The sequence below is a fragment of the Nocardia tengchongensis genome, assembly GCF_054781395.1.
In genome coordinates, this window is the sequence record NZ_BAAGUM010000001.1 from 228886 (window position 1) to 242354 (window position 13469).

The 13469-nt window shown below is 68.7% G+C and carries 14 protein-coding genes; 5 read left to right on the plus strand and 9 right to left on the minus strand.

Annotated elements, in window-relative coordinates:
- Positions 1-2 precede the first annotated feature (2 nt).
- From ACYVKL_RS01055 to ACYVKL_RS01080, 6 genes are all read right to left on the minus strand, one after another.
- Entirely contained in the window at positions 3-872 is an 870-nt protein-coding gene (locus ACYVKL_RS01055; RefSeq protein ID WP_213554970.1) for an MlaE family ABC transporter permease, read from the minus strand.
- Positions 872-1699, minus strand: a complete 828-nt coding sequence (locus ACYVKL_RS01060; protein WP_379170236.1) for an MlaE family ABC transporter permease — start codon at positions 1697-1699, stop codon at positions 872-874. The genes ACYVKL_RS01055 and ACYVKL_RS01060 overlap by 1 nt, the downstream gene beginning before the upstream one ends.
- Positions 1700-2000: 301 nt before the next feature.
- Positions 2001-3251, minus strand: a complete 1251-nt coding sequence (locus ACYVKL_RS01065) for an NAD(P)/FAD-dependent oxidoreductase (protein WP_379170238.1) — start codon at positions 3249-3251, stop codon at positions 2001-2003.
- The gene (locus ACYVKL_RS01070) at positions 3248-3433 is read right to left on the minus strand and encodes a rubredoxin (RefSeq protein WP_357201012.1); all 186 of its coding nucleotides are present in this window, start codon (positions 3431-3433) and stop codon (positions 3248-3250) included. Before ACYVKL_RS01070 ends, ACYVKL_RS01065 begins: the two co-directional genes overlap by 4 nt.
- Positions 3433-3612 carry a rubredoxin gene (locus ACYVKL_RS01075; protein WP_379170240.1) on the minus strand — a complete coding sequence of 60 codons (180 nt, stop codon included), beginning with the start codon at positions 3610-3612 and terminating at the stop codon, positions 3433-3435. The genes ACYVKL_RS01070 and ACYVKL_RS01075 overlap by 1 nt, the downstream gene beginning before the upstream one ends.
- Positions 3612-4853, minus strand: a complete 1242-nt coding sequence (locus ACYVKL_RS01080) for an alkane 1-monooxygenase (RefSeq protein ID WP_379170242.1) — start codon at positions 4851-4853, stop codon at positions 3612-3614. Before ACYVKL_RS01080 ends, ACYVKL_RS01075 begins: the two co-directional genes overlap by 1 nt.
- 108 nt (positions 4854-4961) lie before the next feature.
- On the opposite strand from ACYVKL_RS01080, the gene ACYVKL_RS01085 reads away from it, so the two are divergent.
- Positions 4962-5570, plus strand: coding sequence for a TetR/AcrR family transcriptional regulator (locus ACYVKL_RS01085; protein WP_379170244.1), 609 nt, complete (start codon positions 4962-4964; stop codon positions 5568-5570).
- Between the two features lie 22 nt (positions 5571-5592).
- On the opposite strand, the gene ACYVKL_RS01090 is transcribed toward ACYVKL_RS01085, so the two are convergent.
- The gene (locus tag ACYVKL_RS01090; RefSeq protein WP_379170246.1) at positions 5593-7542 is read right to left on the minus strand and encodes an FAD-dependent oxidoreductase; all 1950 of its coding nucleotides are present in this window, start codon (positions 7540-7542) and stop codon (positions 5593-5595) included.
- A 126-nt stretch (positions 7543-7668) separates the two neighbouring features.
- Between ACYVKL_RS01090 and ACYVKL_RS01095 the strand changes: the two genes are divergently transcribed.
- The 3 genes from ACYVKL_RS01095 (at position 7669) to ACYVKL_RS01105 (ending at position 12020) form a co-directional block, all read left to right on the plus strand.
- Complete coding sequence (locus ACYVKL_RS01095) at positions 7669-8148, plus strand: pyridoxamine 5'-phosphate oxidase family protein (RefSeq protein WP_379170248.1); 480 nt, start codon at positions 7669-7671, stop codon at positions 8146-8148.
- Between the two features lie 109 nt (positions 8149-8257).
- Positions 8258-8923, plus strand: coding sequence for a respiratory nitrate reductase subunit gamma (locus tag ACYVKL_RS01100; RefSeq protein ID WP_379170250.1), 666 nt, complete (start codon positions 8258-8260; stop codon positions 8921-8923).
- An 88-nt stretch (positions 8924-9011) separates the two neighbouring features.
- The gene (locus tag ACYVKL_RS01105) at positions 9012-12020 is read left to right on the plus strand and encodes an alpha-mannosidase (protein WP_379170660.1); all 3009 of its coding nucleotides are present in this window, start codon (positions 9012-9014) and stop codon (positions 12018-12020) included.
- 21 nt (positions 12021-12041) lie between these two features.
- On the opposite strand, the gene ACYVKL_RS01110 is transcribed toward ACYVKL_RS01105, so the two are convergent.
- A complete protein-coding gene (locus tag ACYVKL_RS01110) occupies positions 12042-12470 on the minus strand; it encodes a hypothetical protein (protein ID WP_379170252.1) in 429 nt (142 codons plus the stop codon).
- A gap of 261 nt (positions 12471-12731) precedes the next feature.
- Between ACYVKL_RS01110 and ACYVKL_RS01115 the strand changes: the two genes are divergently transcribed.
- Entirely contained in the window at positions 12732-12956 is a 225-nt protein-coding gene (locus ACYVKL_RS01115) for a hypothetical protein (protein ID WP_379170254.1), read from the plus strand.
- A gap of 120 nt (positions 12957-13076) precedes the next feature.
- Here the strand turns inward: ACYVKL_RS01115 and ACYVKL_RS01120 are convergent, their stop codons facing one another.
- Positions 13077-13424: a hypothetical protein gene (locus ACYVKL_RS01120; protein ID WP_379170256.1), complete on the minus strand. Its 348-nt coding sequence runs from the start codon at positions 13422-13424 to the stop codon at positions 13077-13079.
- Positions 13425-13469 lie beyond the last annotated feature (45 nt).

A 13469-nucleotide genomic window follows, 5' to 3' on the forward strand; every position in this document is an offset into this window, starting at 1 on the left:
TTTCACCCCGAGATCCGGATGCCGACATCCAGGCCCCAGATCACGATCGTCAGGATCATGTCCAGGATGACCACCAGCACCAGGCTGGCGCGAATGGCGCGGCCCGAGGCCCGGCCCACGCCCTCCGGGCCGCCCGAGGCGTAGAAGCCCTGGTAGCCGTGGATGAGAATGATGGTGACCACGAAGATCGTCGCCTTGACCAGTGAGGCGATAACGTCGCCGGGCTGCAGGAAGGCGTCGAAATAGTGGTAGTAGGTGCCCGAGGACTGCCCGTGCAGCACGTTCACCACGGTCGCGCACGACAGGTACGACAGGATCAGCGTGAGCAGGTGCAGCGGCACGATGGTGACGGCCCCCGCGATGACACGGGTGGTCACCACGAACGGCATCGGACGGATGCCGATGGCTTCCAGCGCGTCGATCTCCTCGGAGATGCGCATGGCGCCGATCTCGGCCGTCATCCGGCAGCCCGCCTGCGCGGCGAAACCGATGGCCGCCACCATGGGAGCCATCTCCCGGGTGTTCGCGTACGCCGAGACGAACCCGGTGAGCGGGCCCATCCCGACCATGTTCAGCGCGGTGAAACCCTCCACGCCGATGGAGCCGCCGACCGCGATCCCCAGGAAGGCCAGCACCGCCACGGTGCCGCCGCCGACGATGAGCGAGCCGGAGCCCCAGGTGATATCGGAGAGGATGAGCATGGTCTGACGCCGGTACACCCGCAGCGTGTGCGGGATGGCGGCCAGCACCTGGTAGACGAAAGTCGCCTGATGGCCCAGGGATTCGGCGAACGACAGCGGCGCCTGCGCGCTCGCGCCGATCGCCCGGCCCGCCGCGCCGAGCGGGGTGTATCGCGCGGGTACCTGGGTCATCAGCCCACCTGCGTCGGTATGAACATCGACACCAGCTGGGTGATCACCAGATTCACGCCGAAGGCGGCGATCACGCCGATCACCACCGCCGCGTTCACGGCATTGGCCACGCCCTTGGGGCCGGCGGTGGCCTCCAGCCCGCGCTGGCAGGACACGATGAGCACGATGACGCCGAACAGGATCGACTTCACGATCGCCACCCACAGGTCGCTCATCTTGGCGAAGGCCGCGAACGCCGACAGGTACGAGCCGGGCGTCACGCCCTGGAAGCCCACGGCGATCACGTAACCGGTGAACACGCCCATGAAGATGATCAGCATGCACAGCAGCGGGGTCAGCGCGATCATGGCCGCCAGCCGCGGGGCGACCAGTCGCCGCACCGGGTCGATTCCCATGACGCGCAAGGCATCCACCTCGTCGCGGATGGTGCGCGCGCCCAGGTCGGAGGAGATGGCCGAGCCCGCCGCGCCGCCGAGCAGCAGCGCGGTCACCATCGGCGCGCCCTGCCGGATGACGCCCAGCCCGCCGGCCGCGCCGGACACCGAGCTCGCGCCGACCTGCTGGGTCAGGCTTCCCACCTGCACCGCGACGATCACACCGAACGGAACCGACACCAGCACAGCGGGAATCGCGGTGACGCTGACGATGAACCAGCCCTGCTGCACGGTGTCACGCCAGGGATGGCGGAGTTTGACGATGTCGACGATCAGGAAGCGGAACGCCGCGATCGCCAGCTGAATGGTGCGGCCGAAGGTCCGCAGTCCCGAGAGTACGAATTCGATTGCCTGCCATAGCGGTTCCGGCCCCCGAACAATCTTCTCGACCAATGTTCACCACCCCACAGCCCCACTGGTTGGTCGATGCCGACCGGTCCCTCTGTTGACCCGGTTCCGACTGACCGAGACAGTAATACAGATTTCGGACTGACGTGTCAGTCTTCACCGAAATATCCGGGGCCTTGACAGGGGTCGCGAAAGCGGAGAAAGATACGCGCGCCGCGCGAATAGCAGCTACTACCAGCAGCTTTCAGCAATAGATCGGCAAATGAGAAATGCCACCGGACCATTCGGTTGGTCCAGTGGCATTTCAGATATTGCGAGGTGTTAGCTCAACTGCGGGCACATGCCCTCACGACTGTCCGGACAGTGCGAGCGCCTCGGCCAGCGGCAAGGACTCATCAGCGCACGCCCCTGCGTCCAGCACCGCTCCCCGGCCGATCAGGTCCCGTGCGACCCGGAACTCCGCCGGGCGGGCGATCGCCACCCCACCGACCGGGCGGCCGTCGCGCAGCGCCAGCACCGTGGCGTCACCGGACTCCGCGCTCCCCCGCACGATCAGCTCGTCCTCGGCCCGAATCACGCCCGCGAACTGCACGTTCCGGCCGTACTGCATCGACCAGCCCCACGGCACCTCGGCGGTCAGGGCAGGCAATCCGAGCATCGATCGCGCCGCCGCCGCACCCTGCGCCTGCGCGCTGTTCCAATGCTCCTCACGGCGATACCGGCCCGATTTCGGATCCAGTCGAGTCACCGCGTCACCCGCGGCGAACACCCCCGGCGCCGACGTGCGATACCGCTCGTCCACCCGGATTCCGTCGTCCACAGCCAGCCCGCCGGTGAAGGCGAGCCCAGTGTCCGGGACAGATCCGATCGCGACCAGAACAGCCGCCGCCGTCCAGGTGCGGTTGTCCTCGGCCACGGCGACCACTTCGGCGCCGGTGTAGGCCAGATGCGAGAGCCGCACCTGGGTCGAGATGGCCACCCCATTGTCCGCGTGCAGCTTTCGGATGTAGTCGCCGACGACGGCGGGCGCGACCCGCTCCAACGGCGCGGTCCCGGCGTCGAGCACGGCGACCTCCGCGCCGAGACCCCGTGCGGTGGCGGCCACCTCGCAGCCGATGAGGCCGGCCCCGATGATCAGCAGCGACGGATCCCGCGCGAGGGTCGCCCGCAGGGCCTCGGCCTCGGCCCGGCCCCGCAAGGTGTGTACCGGCAACGCGGCGTCGGGCGCCACGGACCGGTCCGCGGTCACCGCCAGCTGCCGCGACCGGGCACCGGTGGCCAGCAGCAGCGAGTCGTAGCCGATCGCGGTGCCGTCGGTCAGCCACACCAGACCCGGCCCGGGATCGATGGATTCGACCGGCACGCCCACCCGCAGATCGATGTCGTTGCCCGCCCAGAAGTCTGCGGGATGCAACAGCAACCGACGGTCCTCGACCGCGCCTGCCAGCAGTTCCTTGGAGACCATCGGCCGCCGGTAGGGCAGCGCGGATTCCGCGCCCAGCAGCACGATCTCACCGGTGTAGCCCTCGGTGCGCAGGGTGCGCGCGGCGGTGGCCCCCGCCACGCCCGCACCCACGATGACGATGCGCCCGCTCACGCGCGGCTGACCTCGACCATCTCGAAATCGGTCTTGGCCGCACCGCAATCCGGGCAGGACCAGTCCTCGGGGATGTCGTCCCAGCGGGTGCCCGGCGCGATGCCGTCCTCGGGCCAGCCCAGGGCCTCGTCGTATTCGAAGCCGCACTGCAGGCAGCGGAAGAGTTTGAAGTCGGTGCTCATCAGCGTCCCGTCGGGGTGGAAGTGGGTTCGAAATCGATCTTCTCGCGCACCCCGCAGTCGGGGCAGCACCAGTCATCGGGGATGGCCGACCAGGCGGTGCCGGCCGGGAAGCCTTCGCGCGGGGCGCCTTTCGCCTCGTCGTAGACGTAATCGCAGATCGGGCAGCGGTAGGCCGACATCACGCCACCACCCCGTACTTCGCCAGCACGCGGGCGCGCTTGCGGGGCTGCACATTGGCCCGGGTGATGTCACCCGAATAGTGCTCGAGCACCCGGTGATCCATCACCTTGCGCCACAGTGGCGGGAAGTATGCCAGCGAGATCATGCTCGCGTAGCCGCTGGGCAGGTTCGGCGCGCCGTCCATACTGCGCAGGATCTGATACCGCCGAGTCGGGTTCGCGTGATGGTCGCTGTGCCGCTGCAGGTGGTACAGGAAGATATTGGTGACGATGTGGTCGGAGTTCCAGCTGTGCTCCGGGGTGCAGCGCTCGTAGCGACCGGTCGCGGTCTTCTGCCGCATCAGACCGTAATGCTCGAGGTAGTTCACCGTCTCCAGCAGCGCGAAACCGTAGACCGCCTGGATCACCAGCCAGGGCAGCACCGCCGGGCCGAACACCGCGGCCAGCACGCCGAACAGCACCACCGACATCAGCCAGGCATTGAGCACGTCGTTGCGAATCGTCCACGGGCTCTGGCCGAGCCGCTCGAGCCGCTTGGCCTCCAGCTCCCACGACGAGCGCAGGCTCCCCCACACGCTGCGCGGCAGGAATCCCCAGAAGGTCTCGGCGAAGCGAGCGCTGGCCGGGTCCTCGGGGGTGGCGACCCGCACGTGGTGACCGCGGTTGTGCTCGATGTAGAAGTGGCCGTAGAAGGTCTGGGCCAGGGTGATCTTCGACAGCCAGCGCTCGAGCTCGTCCTTCTTGTGGCCGAGTTCGTGCGCGGTGTTGATGCCGACGCCGCCCATCACGCCCATGCTCAGCGCCAGGCCGAGCTTGGAGACCACGCCCAAGCCGCCGTCGACGCCCAGCCAGGACAGGTCGGTCGCGGTCCACAGGTAGCAGGCCACGGTCAGGCTCAGCAGCTGGAACGGGATGTAGGCGTAGGTGCAGTACCGGTAGTACTTGTCGTTCTCGAGGTACTCCATCACCTCGTCCGGCGGGTTCTGGCCGTCCGGGCCGAAGAAGCGGTCCAGGATCGGCAGCAGCACGTACACGATCAGCGGGCCGATCCACCACCACACCGGGGAGACCGCGGTCCAGCCGAACTCGTTGAACGCCCAGACCAGCGCCATCGCCAGGAACAGGGCGGTCGGGGGAACGAGACCGAGCAGCCACAGATACCGCTTGCGATCACGCCACTGCGGACGTGCCGTGGCCTCCGGCTCGCCACTGCCTCCGATTCGCGAATGAGACGTCGTCATTGCCGTACTCCTAGCGTTTACACTTTCTCAAGAACTGTATTCATTAGATACACTGTGATCCAGTCTGTCAACGACGAGACGAAAGTTGAGCCCATGTACGATCGGGACGTGGTTGAAGCACCGAACTTCCAGACCGAGATGCGGCAGCTGCTGCGCGGGCGGATCATCGAGGCCGGGCGCAGCATCGTGATCACCGAGGGCTGGGGTGCGGTGAACATGTCACGGCTGGCCAAGGAAGTCGGCGTCAGCCGGCCGGTGCTCTACAAGGAGTTCGCCAACAAACACGAGCTGGCCGAAGTGGTCGTGCAGCAGGAGGTCGACACCTTCCTGGTCGGCATCACCGAATGCCTGGCCACGCACCCGGCCGACGTCGCCGACGGCATGACCGAGGCGGTCGAGTTCACGCTGCGCACCGGCGCCGACAACACCTTGCTCAAGGCGGTCCTGTCCGGGCGATCGGCCACCGACACCTCTCTGCTCCCGGTGCTGATGACCGAGACCGAGCCGGTGCTGGGGCGCGCGGTCACCGCGCTGTCCGCCGCCATCCGGGCGCAGTACGGGCTCGACGACATGAGCGACGCCGAACTGACCTCGATGACCGAGGTGCTGGTCCGGCTCGCCCTGAGCCATCTGTTCCAGCCGACCGGCCCGATCGATCGGGCCGTGGGCCAGATCCATCGGGTGATCGTCGGCACCTTCGGCGCGGCGCTGAACTAGCCTGCCGCGCAGCGCGATCGAACTACGCCAGCCGGGCCGCGAGGCGGGTGGCGTTCATGTACGCGATGGCCTCGATGCTCACCATCGGGTTCACGCCAGAGGCGGTCGGGAAGCAAGAACCGTCCGCCACCACGATATTCGGGACATCCCACGTCACCCCGTCGGGATTGGTCGCGGAATCGGCGGGCGAACCGCCCATCCGGGCCGAGCCCATGATGTGCAGCGCGCCCATCGAGCACTGGCCGGGGGCGTACCCGGCCGCGTCGGCCTGCGCGGCGAACTCCTCGTGCGAACCGCTGACGCCCGGCTCGTATCCGACACCGGCCTGATGACCGGAGAAGATCCGCCGCGCGCCCGCCGCCTCCAGAATGCTTGCGGCATTGACGATTCCGGTATGCATGTGCGCGGCGTCGCGAGCCGACAGCCGGTAGCGGACCACCGCCTCGCCCTGGCGGTCGGTCTCGACCGAGCCGTGGTCCCGGTCGCGGGTGATCACGCCGACGGCGACGGTATTCGCCAGCTTCAGCATGCGGTCCCGATGCGTCGCCGCGCCGGTCCACGCCTGGAAGCCCACCGACATGCCCGGGGTCATGGGCCCGGTCTCGTAGATGACGCCGTAGCCGTCGCCGTCGAGATCGCGGTCCTGCTTGGAGTAGCGGGTCTGCATGCCGCCCTCCCACGGGCGGATCTCCTCGTCGAACTGGCCGAAAACGGCGGTGGCGGGATGCAATCGGAGGAAGTCGCCGATCGCCCGATTGGTCAGGCCCGAGCGCCGCAGCAGGGCCGGGGTCTGGATGGCGCCGGCCGCGACGACCACCGCGCGGGCATGCACCCACACCGAACGGCCCTCCGCCGTCACGGCTTCCACACCGGTGGCGGTGCCGTTGGTGACCACGATGCGACGCACGTCGGTGCCGACGAACAGGCGCGCTCCCGCCTGCGCGGCATCGGCCAGCCAGGTCTTCACCACCGACTGCTTGGCGCCGATGCGGCAGCCGAAACCACAACGCCCGCATTCGATTCCGGCATCACAGTTGCTCACGTTGCGCGGCAGCGGCTCGACGTGCCAGTCCAGTTTGCGCAGGCCGCGCTCGAGGATCTCGTCGCGGCGCGAGGCCGGCGAGTGCTCGAGATTCACCCCGAGCCGCGACACCACCGCGTCGAGGGCGTCGGTGTACTCCTGCTCGCCGAACTGCGGCGCACCCGCCCGCGCCCATTCCGCGCGCACATCGTCGGGGGTGCGGAACGAGGTGGTCCAGTTGACCACCGTGCCACCGCCCAGCGCGCTGCCCGCCACCAGCCCGAGCTGCCCCTCGGCGGTGGCGGCCGGGCCCGGGGCGTACAGCTTCAGGAAGCCTTCCTTCTCGCCCATCCCGAAATCCGGGTCGTCGAGGTAGTCGCCGCGTTCCAGCACCATGACATCCAGCCCGGCCCGGGCCAGCACCGCCGCGGCCGTGCCGCCGCCCGCACCCGAGCCGACGACTACCACGTCGCACACCACGGTGGTGTCGGAGTCCGGGCGTTCGGGGCTCAGACCGCGCTGTGCGCCCTCGACCGGGCCGAAGGCGGGCGGGAAACCCATCCGGTCCCACACCGGGTTCACGCCGGTCGGCCCCGGCGTGAGGTAGTAGGAGGTGACCGCCGCGCCCTTCAACGCCTGGAACAGCGCCCGCTTCTGGCCCAACCGCGAGTTGGCCATGCCGAGCAGCCAGCGCTCCCGCTGCTCGGCGCTCAACCGCGAGAACTTCCGCAGCCCCGCACCGTTGAACGCCCCGAACACGCGGGAATCCCACACGCGCATCAGCAGTTCGAACTGCCGCCGCTCCGCGTCGCGCGGATTGCGCCCGAGCAGTTCGGTGACGGTGTCGGCGACCCCCAACGCGGAGGCCGGCGCCAGCTCGCCCCCGTCCCCGGGCGCGAAGGTGTCGCAGATCATTTCGAGTACGGCCCGCCGCGCCGCGTCTGAACCCATGCCGCCATCATGCGCCACCCGCCCGCCGCTGTCCCGACAATTGCGGCACACCGCCCTCACATGGGGTCGGCGCGGATTCGATTACGCTCGAATCGTTCTGCCCGCTCGCATCGATGAGGACCGGCCTTGACTCTCGAACAGAACTGGAATCGCATCCGCGAGACCATATCTCGCGCCGGGCACTGCGCGATCGCCTCGATCGACGAGGACGGTGCGCCGACCGTCGCACCGATCGGCACCGTCTTCCTGCGCGACGACACCACCGGGTTCTACTTCGACCAATACGCGCAGGCATTGGGCCGCAACCTGGACCGCGATCCGCGGGTCTGCCTGATGGCCGTGGACGGCCGGCCGCTGTACTGGTTCCGGTCCCTGCTGACCGCGCGATTCCCGAGCCCGCCCGGGGTCCGGCTCTACGGCACCGCGGGCCCCGCGCGCCCCGCCACCGAGGACGAGATGCGCCAGGTGCGGGCGCGGGTGCGAATCCCGGTGCGCCTCAAAGGCGGCGCGCTGCTGTGGTCGGACTTCAGCCAGGTTCGTGACATCACCTTCACCGACTACCGGCCGGTTCGGTACCCGCACATGATGTCCCACCTCTGGCAATAGCGCGCCACCCGGCTCGCAGAGTTGGCACGATCGGACACTTCTCCGGCGGCGTCCGGCATGCGACAGTGTCTCGGCGAGTGGTTCGGATGCCGACCTGTGGGATGAGGGCATGATGTTCGCGGTCTGGGTGGCATTGCCGTATGCCGCTGTCCTCTCCTGCGCCATCGGACATGTGTGGCGGTACCGGCGCGACGGATTCCGCGGATACCTCTACGGCCCGCACATCGACCGCGCCCAGCGCATCGGGATCGGGGCCGTGCGTGCCGGATTCCCGGTGGTGTTCGCGGTCCGGGTGGCGGAAATGCTGGCGTCGGGACCCCATACCCGGCCCGAACACGACGTCCAGGTGCTGCTGTGGGCCGCGCAGATCGTGGCCGCGCCCGTCACCGTCGCCGGAGTCGCACTGATCCTCATCCCCCCGCTGATCGCCGCCGACAGCCGGCACCGAGTCACCCCGATCGACCGGCTCACCCTGCCGCTGCTGAGCGCGGCACTGCTGTCGGCGGTACTGGTGACCTTCGACGGCAGCGCCACCGGCAGCCGCTACCGGGCCGCCGAAACCCTGTTCCCGTGGGTGCGTTCACTACTGGCCCTGCACCCCGACCCCACCGGCATGGATCACGCGCCGCTGCTGTACCAGGCACGCGGACTGATCGTGGTGGCGATCATCGCGGTCTGGCCCTACACCCGGCTGGCCGGGATCCTCGCCGTGCCCGCGCTGCGCGTGCTGCGACAGGCGGTTCCCCCGCCGTACCGGTCCGCGCCGACGGTTTGAGCATTCCCGGACGGCGGACCCGCGGCCGCTAGAGTCGGGCGGGAGACGGTTCGCCGGTCACCACCCACGCCCGATGGGAGCCACCGTTATGCACGATGACCGCCGGTTGATCGAGGGCAGGCTCGGGCGGGTGCTCGACCGCGTCAGACCCGCCGTGTACCCGGAGTCCACGCCGATGCGGGTATCCATCTGGGAAGCGCCGGGCGAACCGGTTCCGATCGCCGAGGGCCTCGCCGCGCCGCGCACGCCCACCGCTCCGGGCGCCCGGTGGGGCGCGCCCTGGGGCACCAGCTGGCTGACCGTCGAGGGCACCGTGCCCGCGGAGTGGGCCGGGCGGACCGTCGAGGCGATCATCGATCTCGGATTCGACGCCAACCAGACCGGATTCCAGTGCGAGGGGCTGGTGTACCGGCCCGACGGATCACCGGTGAAAGGGCTGCATCCGCGCAACCAGTGGGTGCGGGTGGCGGCGCCGGCCCGCGGCGGCGAGCAGGTGCTGCTGCACGTGGAGGCGGCGTCGAATCCGATCATCCCGTTCTTCGGGCCGACCGGTCTCGGCGAGCTGGAGACCGCCGGCACCGAACCCCAATACCGTTTGGGGCGTATGGATCTCGTCGTCTTCGACGAGGAGGTGTGGCAGCTCGTCCAGGACCTCGAGGTGCTCGGCGAGCTCATGCACGAGATGCCGGAGGACCCCGCGCGACGCTATGACATCGTGCGGGCCATCGAACGGGCCCTGGACGCGATCGATCTCCAGAACGTCAACGCGGGCGCGAGCGCCGCCCGCGCCTGCCTGGCCGGGGTGCTCGCGCAACCGGCGATCGCGTCCGCGCATCTCATTTCCGCGGTCGGGCACGCGCACATCGACACCGCGTGGCTGTGGCCGCTGCGCGAGACCGTGCGCAAGGTCGCGCGGACCACCGCGAACATGACCGCGTTGCTCGACGCCGAACCCGACTTCATCTACACCATGTCCCAAGCGGCGCAATACGACTTCCTCAAACAGCACCGGCCCGAGGTGTACGCCCGGGTCAAGGCGGCGGTGGCCGACGGGCGATTCGTGCCGGCCGGCGGCATGTGGGTGGAATCGGACACCAACATGCCGGGCTCGGAAGCCATGGCACGGCAGTTCGTGCACGGCAAACGCTTCTTCCTCGAGGAATTCGGCATCGAGAACGAGGAGGCGTGGCTGCCCGACACCTTCGGCTTCGCCGCCGGACTGCCGCAGATCATCAAGGCCGCCGGATCCAAATGGCTGCTCACCCAGAAGATCTCGTGGAGCCAAACCAACACCTTCCCGCATCACACGTTCCTGTGGGAGGGCATCGACGGGACCCGGATCTTCACCCACTTCCCGCCCGTCGACACCTACAACTGCTCCATGCAGGCCCGCGAGATCGCCTACGCCGCCAAGAATTTCAAGGAGAAAGGGCGGGCCACCCGATCGCTGGCGCCGACCGGGTGGGGCGACGGCGGCGGCGGAACCACCCGCGAGATGATCGCCCGCGCCGCCCGCATGCGCGATCTCGAAGGGTCACCGAAGGTGGCGTGGGAGCGGCCCGCCGACTTCTTCGCCAAGGCCCAGGCCGAATACCCGAATCCGGCCGTGTGGGTGGGCGAGCTGTATCTGGAACTGCATCGCGCGACCCTGACCAGCCAGGCCAAGACCAAGCAGGGCAACCGGCGCAGCGAGCACCTGCTGCGCGAGGCCGAACTGTGGGCGGCCACCGCGGCGGTCCGCACCGACTACGAGTACCCGGCCGCCGATCTGGACCGGCTCTGGAAGACGGTGCTGCTGCACCAGTTCCACGACATCCTGCCGGGCTCCTCGATCGCCTGGGTGCACCGCGAGGCCGAGCGCACCTACACCCGGGTCGCCGCGGAACTGTCGGCCGTCATCGAGCGCGCGCAATGGGCGCTCGGCGGCGAACGGTCCGGGCCACACGTCTTCAACCCGGCCCCGCACGCCTGGAACGGTATTCCGGCCGGCGGCGCGGGACCCGCCGCACCCGGCCGCGACTGCACGGTGACCGAGCGGTCCGGAGGCGGGTTCTGGCTCGCCAACACCCGGACGCGGGTGGAGGTCGACGCGCGCGGGCTGGTGGTGTCCCTGTACGACCTCGAGCAGCAGCGCGAGACGCTGCCGCCGGGCGCGGCCGCGAATCTGCTGCAGCTGCACCAGGATTACCCGAACTCCTGGGACGCGTGGGACGTCGACCAGTTCTACCGCAATACCGTCACCGACCTCACCGACGTGGACTTCCTGGTGGCGGAGACCGACTCCCCCACCGAGGCCGCGATCCGCGTCGGCCGCTCCTTCGGATCCTCCACCGTCGAACAGCTCCTCACCCTGCGCGCGGACACCGGCGCCCTGGAGATCACCACTATGGTCGACTGGTACGAGACCGAGAAGTTCCTCAAACTGGCCTTCCCCCTGGACATTCACGCCGACCGCTACGCCTCCGAAACCCAGTTCGGCCACCTCTACCGGCCCACCCACACCAACACCAGCTGGGAATACGCCAAATTCGAGGCCTGCAACCACCGCTTCATCCACGTCGCCGAACCCGGCTGGGGCGCGGCCCTGGTCAACGACGCCACCTACGGCCACGATCTGACCCGCACCGTGCGACCCGACGGCGGCACCACCATCACCGTCCGCGCGTCCCTGCTGCGCGCCCCGCGTTTCCCGGATCCGCACACCGACCATGGCGCACACCAATTCCGGCACGCGCTGCTGCCGGGCGCGTCGATCACCGATGCCGTGCGCGCGGGCTACCGCATCAACCTCCCGCCGGTCACCCCCGGCGTCGCCGAGCCGGTCGCGCCGTTGTTCTCGGTCGACAATGACGATGTGGTTACCAGCGCGGTCAAATTGGCCGACGACGGTTCCGGCGATGTCGTGGTGCGGCTGTACGAGGCCGCCGGCGGTCGCGCGACCGCCGTGCTGACACCGGGATTCGCGTTCACCGGTTACCGCTGCTGCGATCTGCTGGAGCGGCCATTACCGGAAGAAATGACCGCCGAATCCACCGACGGCGGAATTCGGCTGCGCCTGCGGCCTTTCCAGCTCGTCACCCTGCGATTCAGCCGGTAAACCATTGCTGTCACAGGTTTTTCAGGTCGACCGCGCGTAATTGAATCGCCTGCTGCTTTGATCCAGTGAGAGGAAAGTCCCGACCTGCGTTCCGGCCGGGCAGGTCAGGATCGTGCTCTTGACCATCGCGGTCGAATTATCCGGCCGGACGGCGTCTTCGCCGCTGTCGGTCATGCGCAGGGTGGCGGTGAATCCGCCCGACGGAATGACCGCGTAGATGCCCTCACCGGCGCCGAGCCGGGTACCGCGGAAGGCGATGCCGCCCGCCCCGTCGAAACTCAGCACGGTCCCCGGATCGTCCTGAACGGCGAATGCGCCACGGAAATCCCCCAGACTCGATCCGCAGGTGCCCGCGCCCGCGCTCAACGGCGCGTGGACGGCCACCGCGGCGGAAACGGCAAGCGTGAGCGCCGCCGCGACGGCGATCCTCGAACCAGATCCAGCAGTCATCGCACATCCTCCCGGTCGAGTTCTCCCGGGCAGTGCACTACAGAAACGGGCAAAATCCCCGCCGACACACCAGTTCGTGACCGAAACGTGCTCTGGCACAGTCCATAACACAATAATCTGAAAACAAACTATTCCGACCAATTAGTCTGGTTGCGCGACAAACGAATTCGAACCACCGCGCATGCGAACGGCTGGTCACGACATTCCCGGAGATCCAGGCATCCCACCAATTATCCCGAACTGGTTGTAGCGTCCTTCTCCATGACGCAAAAGAAAGCGCTCGGCTTGCTCGTCAGTGCATTCGTCTGTGCCGCCGTTTTCACCATGAATCCGTCCGCCGCATGGGGTTCCGGTGACGTCGGTGCGCCCGCCGCGGGCGCCCCGGGTGGGGCCCCCAACGCCCCCGCCGCGGTCCCGGCACCGGCGCCGGAAAGGATCGTCCCCGTTCCGCCGCCCGCCGGCGCCTTCCTCTGCCCGACCCCCTGACAATTCCACCCATCACCCCCAAAATCCGCCCCGACCCGCTCGTGCCGCACCCTCGAAGAAGAGGGCCTGCGGCACGAGCAATTCGGGTTTATGGGCCCGGACGATTCCGGGCCCCGGACATCAGGCGGCCAGCGCCGTCAACCGCCGCAGCACCGACTCCGGCTCGGCGGCATCCACCACCACGCGCGTGAAATCCGCGCCCGTCAGCTCGATCAGCACGCCCTGACCGTCGAACCGGGTGTCCCAGAACTCCTTGCGGCCCTTGCCGCGGAAGATGCCCGCGGCGATCACGCCGGGGAAGAAGGTGCCCGGTGTCCGCAGCCACGGAGGACGCAGATCCACCGGCGCGGGCCCGACGGCCCGGACCTGGGCCAGATCGAAGCTCACGTGATCACGCAGCGCGAGCACCTTGTGCGCGCCGGTGACCCGCACCGTCACAGTGGTTCCGGTGACCTCGAATTCGACCATTCCGCACCTCGCAGGCTCGCCCGACGCTGTCTGCCATCCACAGTG

Bases quoted from the DNA above. Each gene is read 5' to 3' on its own strand.
- ACYVKL_RS01055 (WP_213554970.1), bottom strand. From the start codon at position 872: ATGACCCAGGTACCCGCGCGATACACCCCGCTCGGCGCGGCGGGCCGG.
- ACYVKL_RS01070 (WP_357201012.1), bottom strand. From the start codon at position 3,433: ATGAGCACCGACTTCAAACTCTTCCGCTGCCTGCAGTGCGGCTTCGAA.
- ACYVKL_RS01075 (WP_379170240.1), bottom strand. From the start codon at position 3,612: ATGTCGGCCTACCGCTGCCCGATCTGCGATTACGTCTACGACGAGGCG.
- ACYVKL_RS01080 (WP_379170242.1), bottom strand. From the start codon at position 4,853: ATGACGACGTCTCATTCGCGAATCGGAGGCAGTGGCGAGCCGGAGGCC.
- ACYVKL_RS01090 (WP_379170246.1), bottom strand. From the start codon at position 7,542: ATGGGTTCAGACGCGGCGCGGCGGGCCGTACTCGAAATGATCTGCGAC.
- ACYVKL_RS01100 (WP_379170250.1), top strand. From the start codon at position 8,258: ATGATGTTCGCGGTCTGGGTGGCATTGCCGTATGCCGCTGTCCTCTCC.
- ACYVKL_RS01105 (WP_379170660.1), top strand. From the start codon at position 9,012: ATGCACGATGACCGCCGGTTGATCGAGGGCAGGCTCGGGCGGGTGCTC.
- ACYVKL_RS01110 (WP_379170252.1), bottom strand. From the start codon at position 12,470: ATGACTGCTGGATCTGGTTCGAGGATCGCCGTCGCGGCGGCGCTCACG.
- ACYVKL_RS01115 (WP_379170254.1), top strand. From the start codon at position 12,732: ATGACGCAAAAGAAAGCGCTCGGCTTGCTCGTCAGTGCATTCGTCTGT.
- ACYVKL_RS01120 (WP_379170256.1), bottom strand. From the start codon at position 13,424: ATGGTCGAATTCGAGGTCACCGGAACCACTGTGACGGTGCGGGTCACC.